Below are 7,983 nucleotides of genomic sequence, written 5' to 3' on the forward strand. Positions count from 1 at the left end.
CGGTGGAGCCCACAGGAGCGGCGGCGTCGTGACTGTGAGCCGGGTCTCCCCACCGGATTGACACTCCGGTTGTTCGCCCCCTAAACTGACCGAACGATCGGTCGGTATGACTTCCGACCCCGCCCCACGCCCCGGAGGTTTCCGTGACAACTGCACGATCACCACAGACCACCCCAGAGACCGAGCACTTCGACACCCTCATCGCCGACGACTCGCGCATCGAGCCCCGCGACTGGATGCCCGAGCAGTACCGGAGGACGCTGACCCGCCAGATCGCCCAACACGCGCACTCCGAGATCATCGGCATGCAACCCGAAGCGAACTGGATCTCCCGGGCCCCCAGTCTCAGACGCAAGGCCATCCTCATGGCCAAGGTCCAGGACGAGGCCGGTCACGGCCTCTACCTCTACTCCGCCGCCGAGACCCTCGGCACCGACCGCGACACCCTCGTCGGCCAGCTCCTCGACGGCACCGCGAAGTACTCCTCCATCTTCAACTACCCGGCCCGCACCTGGGCCGACATCGGCGCGATCGGCTGGCTCGTCGACGGTGCCGCCATCGCCAACCAGGTCCCGCTGTGCCGCTGCTCCTACGCCCCCTACGGGCGCGCCATGGTGCGGGTGTGCAAAGAGGAGTCTTTCCACCAGCGGCAGGGCTGGGAGATCCTGCACTCCCTGGCCAACGGCACCGAGGCCCAGAAGCAGATGGCCCAGGAATCGATCAACCGCTTCTACGGCCCGGCCCTGCAGATGTTCGGACCCCCCGACGACGAGTCCCCGCACTCCGCCCAGTCCATGGCCTGGAACATCAAGCGGTTCTCCAACGACGAACTCCGCCAACGTTTCGTGGACTCCATCGTCCCCCAGGTCGAGGCCCTCGGTCTCACCTTCGACGACCCCGACCTGAAGTGGAACGAGGAACGCGGCCACTACGACTACGGCGAGCTCGACTGGTCCGAGTTCACGGCCGTCATCAAGGGCCACGGCCCCTGCAACGCCCAGCGCATGGAACGACGCCGCACCGCCCACGCCGACGGCGCCTGGGTCCGCCAGGCCGCCGCCGCCTACGCAGCCAGGTACGGGTCCCGCGACACCGCCCTCATCAGTGCCTGACCTGCCCTGAACTGACACAGCACCGACCCACAACAGAGAAGAGAAGCACATGTCGACCAACTGGCCCCAGTGGGAAGTCTTCGTCCGCTCCAACCGCGGACTGTCCCACGTCCACGCCGGCTCCCTGCACGCCCCGGACGAGACCATGGCCCTGCGCAACGCCCGTGACCTCTACACCCGGCGCAACGAAGGAACCTCGGTGTGGGTCGTCCCTTCGACGGTGATCACCGCGTCCGACCCGGATTCCAAGGGCGGGTACTTCCAGTCCTCCTCCGGCAAGAACTACCGCCACGCCACGTACTACACCAGGTCCGAGGGGGTGAAGCACCTGTGAGCGCCACTCCGGCCACCGCCGCGTCCACCCCTGTCACCGCCTCCGTCTCCACGGACTCCGCCACGCACATGTCCGTCGGTGACGCGATCACCGCCGAACAGATCGCGGACGCCGTCGCGGGCGGTGACCGGTCCCCGGCATTCCCGGAGACCGCCGCCTACGCCCTGCAACTCGCCGACGACTCCCTCATCCTCTCCCAGCGCCTCGGGTGGTGGATCTCCCGCGCACCCGAGATGGAGGAGGACATCGCCCTGGGCAACATCGCCCTCGACATCCTGGGCCACGCCCGTTTCTTCTACACCTACGCGGGCACCGCGTGGGGCAGGACCGAGGATGACCTCGCCTACTTCCGTGCCGAGGAGGACTTCCGCTCCGCCCGGCTCGTCGAACAGCCCGGCCAGGACTTCGGGCAGGCCATCGCCCGCCAGCTCATCTTCAGTTTCTACACCGCCGAGCTCTACAAGCGGCTGTCCGCGTCCACCGACCCGGTGCTCGCCGCGATTGCCGACAAGGCGGTCAAGGAGGTCGCCTACCATGTCGACCACGCCACCCAGTGGCTGCTGCGCCTGGGCCTGGGCACCGACGAGTCCCATGCCCGCATGCAGGACGCCCTGGATGTCATGTGGCCGTACAAGGACGAGCTCTTCGCCGACACCGCCGAGGCCCTCGCCGCGGAGCAGGCCGTGCCCGGCTCCACCGTCTCCGGGGCCGACATGGCGGACATGAAGACGGTCGTGGACGGCCGACTCACCACCGCCCTCCGGGCCGCCGGACTGGAGATCCCCGACGTGAAGAGCGCCGCCTTCTTCGACGCACCCCGCGAGGGCGCGTTCAGCGAGTACCGCGGGTTCATCCTCACCGAGCTGCAGTCCCTGGCCCGCCGCCACCCCGGCGCGACCTGGTGACCCTCATGTCCCCCGCCATCACCCGCGAGGCCGCCTGGGCCGCCGCGGCGACCGTCACCGACCCGGAGATCCCGGTGCTCACCATCGCGGACCTGGGGATCCTGCGTGACGTCACAGTCACCGAGGGAGCCGGGGGCCCGGAAGGCGCAGACGGCACAGCCGGCCCGCCCTGCGTCACCGTGACGATCACCCCGACCTACTCCGGCTGCCCCGCGATGGGCCAGATCACCGCCGACGTCACCGCCGCGCTGCGCGCCACCGGCGCCGGCACGGTGCGGGTCGAGACCACCCTCTCACCGGCCTGGACCACCGACTGGATGACCGAGGACGGCAAGCGGAAGCTCGAGGAGTACGGCATCGCCCCGCCGACCCGGCGCAGCACCGACGGCCCGGTGCCGCTCACGCTCGGAGTCCCCGGTGGTCTCCCCGGTCTGCCGGGGATCCCCGGCCCGGACCGGCCCCGCTGCCCGCACTGCCACTCGGCGGACACCCGCGAGATGACCCGCTTCAGCTCCACCTCCTGCAAGGCCCTCCACGTCTGCAACGACTGCCACGAACCCTTCGACTACTTCAAGGTGCACTGACCATGACGACCACAGTCCCCCGAACCCGCGCCCGGTTCAACCCGCTCACCGTCTCCGCCGTCCGGCCGCTCACCGACTCCAGCGTGGAGGTCAGCTTCGCCGTGCCCGCGGACCTCGCCGAGGACTACGACTACATCCCCGGCCAGTATGTCGCCCTGCGCGCCACCATCGACGGTGTCGAGGTGCGCCGCTCCTACTCGATCTGCAGCCCGCCCGCCTCCGCACGGGAGAACGGCGTGATCCGGGTCGGCATCAAGAAGACCCTCGGTGGAGTGTTCTCCACCTGGGCCAATGAGGAGCTCAAGGCCGGGGACGTCATCGACGTCATGAACCCGCAGGGAGCGTTCACCTCCAAGGTGCGCACGACCGCGATGAACGACCCGCAGGCCATCGTCGCCGAGCAGCTGGAGCACAACCCGCGCGCCCGGCTCATCGCCTTCGCCGCCGGTTCCGGCATTACCCCGATCATGGCGATCGCGACGACGGTGCTGGCGTCCTCCCCGGACGCGACCTTCGAGCTGGTGTACGCAAACCGCTCCACCGTGGAGGTCATGTTCGCCGAGGAGATCGGCGACCTCAAGGACCGCTACCCGGACCGCTTCACCGTCCACCACGTCCTGAGCCGGGAGAACCGCACCAGTCCACTGCACTCCGGACGCATCGACGACGAGAAGCTCTCGCTCATGCTCGACCGCATGCTGCGCGCCGGTGACGTCGAGGAGTGGTTCCTCTGCGGTCCCTTCGACCTGGTGCAGCTCGCCCGCGACGGGCTGAAGGCCCGCCACGTCGACGAGGAGCGGGTGCGCTTCGAACTGTTCAGCACCGGCGCCCCGACCTCCCCGGACGGCCAGCAGGGACGCGCGGTCGAGGTGAAGGCCGACGAACCGGTCTACAGCATCTCCTTCACCCTCGACGGCTCCTCCTCCACGGTCGAGTCCCCGGTCTCCGCACGGGAGACGGTCCTCAACGCCGCCCTGCGGACCCGACCCGACGTGCCTTTCGCCTGCGCCGGTGGGGTGTGCGGCACCTGCCGCGCCAAGCTCGTCTCCGGCACCTGCGACATGGACGAGAACTACGCGCTGGAGAAGGACGAGGTCGACGCCGGCTACATCCTCACCTGCCAGTCCCGGCCCACCAGCGACGACGTGGCGGTGGACTTCGATGCCTGACGTCTCCCCCGCCTCTCCTGCCTCCTCTGCCGCGACGGCCACCGTCGCCCTCACCGTCGCCCTCACCGTCGACGGCGGCCTCGCCGAGATCGTCCTCGACGCCCCGCACAAGCTGAACTCCCTCGACGCCGACGATCTCGCCGCCCTGCGCGCCGCGGTCGCCGAGGTGGCGTCCCGCGCCGCTGACGGGGAGATCCGCGCCCTGCTGCTGCGCGGTGAGGGACGCGGCTTCTGCGCCGGACACGACGTCTCCGGCACCGACCCGGACAACGACGTCGCCGCCGGCTACCTCGACCTCCTCGGCCACACCCTCGCCGAACTCGCCGACATCCCGGTCCCGACGTTCGCCGCCGTCCAGGGCGCTTGCCTGGGGGTCGGCCTGGGTCTGGCGATTGCCTGTGACGTGGTCTACCTCGCGGAGGACGCGAAGATCGGCTCCCCCTTCGCTGCCCTCGGCGCCACGCTGGACTCCGGCGGCCACGCGTTCCTCCTCGCCCGACTGGGCCGGCACCGCACCCTCGACCTCGTGTACACCGGTGAGCTCATCCGCGGTTCCCAGGCCGTGGCCGAGGGACTGTTCTCCCGGGCGGTCCCCGCCGAAGAACTGCTGGATCTCACCCGGACCGCCGCGCGGACAGCGGCATCCGGCCCGACGCAGGCCTTCCTCGAGTCGAAGCGGCTCCTCGACGCCATCGCCGAGGAGAACCTCGGCCCCCGCGAAGCGCTGGCCCGCGAGTCCGCCGCCCAGATCCGCCTGTCCCACACCCCCGACTACGCCGAAGGGTTCCGCAGCTTCCAGGAGAAGCGGCGTCCCGTGTTCACCGGAAAGGTTTCTTCATGACCCTCGATCCCCGCGCCGCCTACATCGTCGAGGCCCGACGCACCCCCGTCGGACGCTACGGCGGTGCCCTGGCGTCGGTCCGTCCCGATGACCTCGCCGCCGCCGTCATCGCCGATGTGCTGGAGAAGTCGGGGGTGGACGCGGGCACCGTCGACGAGGTGATCCTCGGCAACGCCAACGGCGCCGGTGAGGAGAACCGCAACGTCGCCCGCATGTCCTGGCTGCTCGCCGGCGGCCCGGAGCACGTGCCCGGCATGACACTGAACCGGCTGTGCGCCTCCGGCATGTCCTCGGTGGCGGACGCCCGGCACAAGATCGCCGCCGGTGTGGCCGACATCGTCGTCGCCGGTGGTGTCGAGTCCATGACCCGTGCCCCGTGGGTCCAGGCCAAGCCAGCCACCGCCTGGGCGAAGCCCGGTGAGGCCTTCGACACCTCCATCGGCTGGCGCTTCACCAACCCGCGGCACGCGGCCGTCGACAAGCGGACGCTCTCGATGCCGGAGACCGCCGAGGAAGTCGCCGACGTCGAGGGCGTCACCCGTGGGGACTGCGACGCCTTCGCGCTGCGGTCGCACACCCTCGCGCTCGCCGCGATCGGGGCCGGGCACTTCACCGGCGAGATCACCCCGGTGACCGTGACGGGGCGCAGGGGATCCGTGACCGTCGTCGACACCGACGAGGGGCCGCGCGCCGACACCTCCGCAGACGTGCTCGCCAAGCTCCGCCCGGTGGTGCGCCCGGACGGCGTGGTCACCGCAGGCAACTCGTCCTCGCTCAACGACGGGGCGTCCGCCCTGGTCATCGCCTCCGGAGAGGCTTGTGAGGAGCACTGCCTGACCCCGCGTGCCCGGATCGTCACCGACGCCGCCGTGGGCCTGGCGCCCGCGGTCATGGGTATGGGCCCGGTGCCCGCGACCCGCAAGGCCCTGGAGCGGGCCGGGTGGGGCGTCGACGACCTGGATGCCGTCGAGCTCAACGAGGCCTTCGCCACCCAGTCCCTGGCCTGCATGCGTGAGCTGGGGCTGGATGCCCGGGAGGAGATCGTCAACGCCTGGGGCGGGGAGATCGCGCTCGGCCACCCGCTGGGGTCCTCGGGATCGCGGATCATCACTACCCTGCTCAACCGGTTGGAGAGCACCGGTGGCCGCCGTGGCCTGGCGACGATGTGCGTCGGCGTGGGTCAGGGCACCGCGATTCTCATTGAGAGGGTGTGACACGGCATGGAACTGAACCATACTTCAGGAATGGCCTTCACCACACTGACCGTCGAGGACGCCGACACGCACCTCCTCGTCCGGCTCAACCGCCCCGAGGTGCGCAACGCCATCGACCAGGCCATGGTCGATGACCTCCACGCCGTGTGTGACCGGCTCGAACGCGAACCCCGCACCCTCGTCATCACCGGCTGCGAGGTCGAGGGCCGCAACGGGACCAGGGGCATCTTCGCCTCCGGAGCGGACATCACCCAGCTGCGCGAACGCCGCCGGGACGACGCCCTGCGCGGCATCAACTCCCGGATCTTCGACCGCATTGCCGCGCTCCCCATGCCCGTCATCGCCGCCGTCGACGGTTTCGCGTTGGGCGGTGGCGCTGAACTGGCGCTGGCCGCGGACTTCCGGCTCGGCACCGCCGCGGTGCGCTTCGGCCAGCCGGAGACGAACCTCGGCATCATCGCCGCCGCCGGCGGGCTGTGGCGGCTCAAGGAGATCACCGGCGAGCAGATCGCCAAGGAGATCCTCCTGGCCGGGCGCATCCTGACCGGGACCGAGTGCGTCGGGCACGGCGTCCTCCTGTCCCTGCACGAACCCGACCAGTTGCTCAACGCCGCCGCGGACCTGGCAGGACGCATCGCCACTCAGGACCCGCTGGCGGTGCGCGTGGCCAAGCGCGTCTTCGCCATGCCGCGCGACGCCCACCCGCACGTCGACGAGCTCGCCCAGGCGATCCTCTTCGAGTCGCAGGCGAAGTTCGACCGTATGCAGGCCTTCATCGACAGAAAGAAGAAGTAGACCATGACTGACTCCCTCCCTGCCAGCCTTCCTGCCAGCCTCCCTGCCAGCCTCCCTGCCACTGTCGGCGTCCTCGGTGGCGGACGTATGGGCGCGGGCATCGCCCACGCCTTCCTCATCTCCGGGTGCACCGTGACCGTCGTGGAGGCGAACCCGGACGCCGCCACCGCGGCACGGGACCGCGTCCTCGACCAGGTGCGGACCTCCGCCGAGCGCGGCACGCTGTCCGGTTCCCCGGAACAGGCGGTGGTGGACGCCGAGGCCCGGCTCACCGTCACCTCCGATGTGGCCGACTTCGCCGGCTGTGGTCTGGTCATCGAGGCCGTGCCCGAGGACATGGGCATCAAGACCGCCGCCCTGAGGAGCGTCGCCGAGGTCGTGGGGGACGCCGCGTGGCTGGGCACGAACACCTCGTCGCTGTCCGTCGACGATCTCGCCGCGTCCGTCGGTGAGGTCACCGGCCACCCGGAGAAGCTGTGCGGCCTGCACTTCTTCAACCCGGTGCCCGCGTCGACACTCATCGAGGTCGTCATCGGCGGGGCCACCTCCGACGAGCTGCGTGAGCTCGCACCGGAGTGGGTCCGCGCGCTGGGCAGGACCCCGGTCGTGGTGAAGAACCGGCCGGGGTTCGCGTCCTCCCGTCTCGGTGTGGCGATCGCCCTGGAGGCGATGCGCATGGTCGAGGAGGGTGTGGCCTCGGCCGAGGACATCGACAACGCGATGACGCTGGGCTACAGGCACCCGGTCGGCCCGCTGGCGCTGACCGACATCGTCGGGCTGGATGTTCGGTTGGGGATCGCCGAGTATCTGGCGCAGGAGTTGGGCGAGCGTTTCGCGCCGCCGCAGATCCTGCGTGACAAGGTCGCCGCCGGGGAGCTGGGCCGTAAGTCCGGCCGGGGGTTCTACGACCACCCGTAGGGGTTCGTGACCGGAGGGTAGCGTCCTGCGCTTACCCTCCGCGGCCCGACCGTTCCGCCCGGCCAGGTCCCCGTCCTGCCTGAGCCCACCCTGCAGCCACCAGTACTGTGC

Annotated in this window: 9 protein-coding genes; all 9 read left to right on the forward strand. The window is 70.2% G+C overall.

Going from position 1 to position 7,983, the window contains the following annotated elements:
- The first annotated feature begins 143 nt into the window (after positions 1–143).
- The 9 genes from paaA to QZV72_RS03530 all read left to right on the forward strand — a co-directional run bounded on the left by paaA (position 144) and on the right by QZV72_RS03530 (position 7,872).
- Positions 144–1,112, forward strand: a complete 969-nt coding sequence (paaA, locus tag QZV72_RS03490; protein ID WP_297005337.1) for a 1,2-phenylacetyl-CoA epoxidase subunit PaaA — start codon at positions 144–146, stop codon at positions 1,110–1,112.
- 49 nt (positions 1,113–1,161) lie between these two features.
- The gene (paaB, locus tag QZV72_RS03495) at positions 1,162–1,446 is read left to right on the forward strand and encodes a 1,2-phenylacetyl-CoA epoxidase subunit PaaB (RefSeq protein WP_297005339.1); all 285 of its coding nucleotides are present in this window, start codon (positions 1,162–1,164) and stop codon (positions 1,444–1,446) included.
- 68 nt (positions 1,447–1,514) lie between these two features.
- Complete coding sequence (gene paaC, locus QZV72_RS03500) at positions 1,515–2,351, forward strand: 1,2-phenylacetyl-CoA epoxidase subunit PaaC (protein WP_297005353.1); 837 nt, start codon at positions 1,515–1,517, stop codon at positions 2,349–2,351.
- A 5-nt stretch (positions 2,352–2,356) separates the two neighbouring features.
- Positions 2,357–2,935 (forward strand): 1,2-phenylacetyl-CoA epoxidase subunit PaaD, encoded by a 579-nt coding sequence (gene paaD / locus QZV72_RS03505; RefSeq protein ID WP_297005341.1) that lies wholly within the window; start codon positions 2,357–2,359, stop codon positions 2,933–2,935.
- A 2-nt stretch (positions 2,936–2,937) separates the two neighbouring features.
- A complete protein-coding gene (gene paaE, locus QZV72_RS03510; protein WP_297005343.1) occupies positions 2,938–4,104 on the forward strand; it encodes a 1,2-phenylacetyl-CoA epoxidase subunit PaaE in 1,167 nt (388 codons plus the stop codon).
- Positions 4,097–4,945 (forward strand): enoyl-CoA hydratase/isomerase family protein, encoded by an 849-nt coding sequence (locus tag QZV72_RS03515; protein ID WP_297005345.1) that lies wholly within the window; start codon positions 4,097–4,099, stop codon positions 4,943–4,945. The genes paaE and QZV72_RS03515 overlap by 8 nt, the downstream gene beginning before the upstream one ends.
- Entirely contained in the window at positions 4,942–6,159 is a 1,218-nt protein-coding gene (locus tag QZV72_RS03520; RefSeq protein WP_297005347.1) for an acetyl-CoA C-acyltransferase, read from the forward strand. The genes QZV72_RS03515 and QZV72_RS03520 overlap by 4 nt, the downstream gene beginning before the upstream one ends.
- Before the next feature lie 30 nt (positions 6,160–6,189).
- The gene (locus QZV72_RS03525) at positions 6,190–6,954 is read left to right on the forward strand and encodes an enoyl-CoA hydratase/isomerase family protein (protein ID WP_297005349.1); all 765 of its coding nucleotides are present in this window, start codon (positions 6,190–6,192) and stop codon (positions 6,952–6,954) included.
- Positions 6,955–6,957: 3 nt separating this feature from the next.
- Positions 6,958–7,872 carry a 3-hydroxyacyl-CoA dehydrogenase family protein gene (locus QZV72_RS03530; protein ID WP_297005351.1) on the forward strand — a complete coding sequence of 305 codons (915 nt, stop codon included), beginning with the start codon at positions 6,958–6,960 and terminating at the stop codon, positions 7,870–7,872.
- Positions 7,873–7,983 lie beyond the last annotated feature (111 nt).

The organism is uncultured Corynebacterium sp. (assembly GCF_902782855.1).
Taxonomy (GTDB): Bacteria; Actinomycetota; Actinomycetes; order Mycobacteriales; family Mycobacteriaceae; genus Corynebacterium.

Excerpts from the sequence above, each read along its gene's own strand:
- paaC (WP_297005353.1), top strand. The coding sequence starts at position 1,515 with ATGTCCGTCGGTGACGCGATCACCGCCGAACAGATCGCGGACGCCGTC.
- paaE (WP_297005343.1), top strand. The coding sequence starts at position 2,938 with ATGACGACCACAGTCCCCCGAACCCGCGCCCGGTTCAACCCGCTCACC.
- QZV72_RS03515 (WP_297005345.1), top strand. The coding sequence starts at position 4,097 with ATGCCTGACGTCTCCCCCGCCTCTCCTGCCTCCTCTGCCGCGACGGCC.
- paaB (WP_297005339.1), top strand. The coding sequence starts at position 1,162 with ATGTCGACCAACTGGCCCCAGTGGGAAGTCTTCGTCCGCTCCAACCGC.
- QZV72_RS03520 (WP_297005347.1), top strand. The coding sequence starts at position 4,942 with ATGACCCTCGATCCCCGCGCCGCCTACATCGTCGAGGCCCGACGCACC.
- QZV72_RS03530 (WP_297005351.1), top strand. The coding sequence starts at position 6,958 with ATGACTGACTCCCTCCCTGCCAGCCTTCCTGCCAGCCTCCCTGCCAGC.
- QZV72_RS03525 (WP_297005349.1), top strand. The coding sequence starts at position 6,190 with ATGGCCTTCACCACACTGACCGTCGAGGACGCCGACACGCACCTCCTC.
- paaD (WP_297005341.1), top strand. The coding sequence starts at position 2,357 with ATGTCCCCCGCCATCACCCGCGAGGCCGCCTGGGCCGCCGCGGCGACC.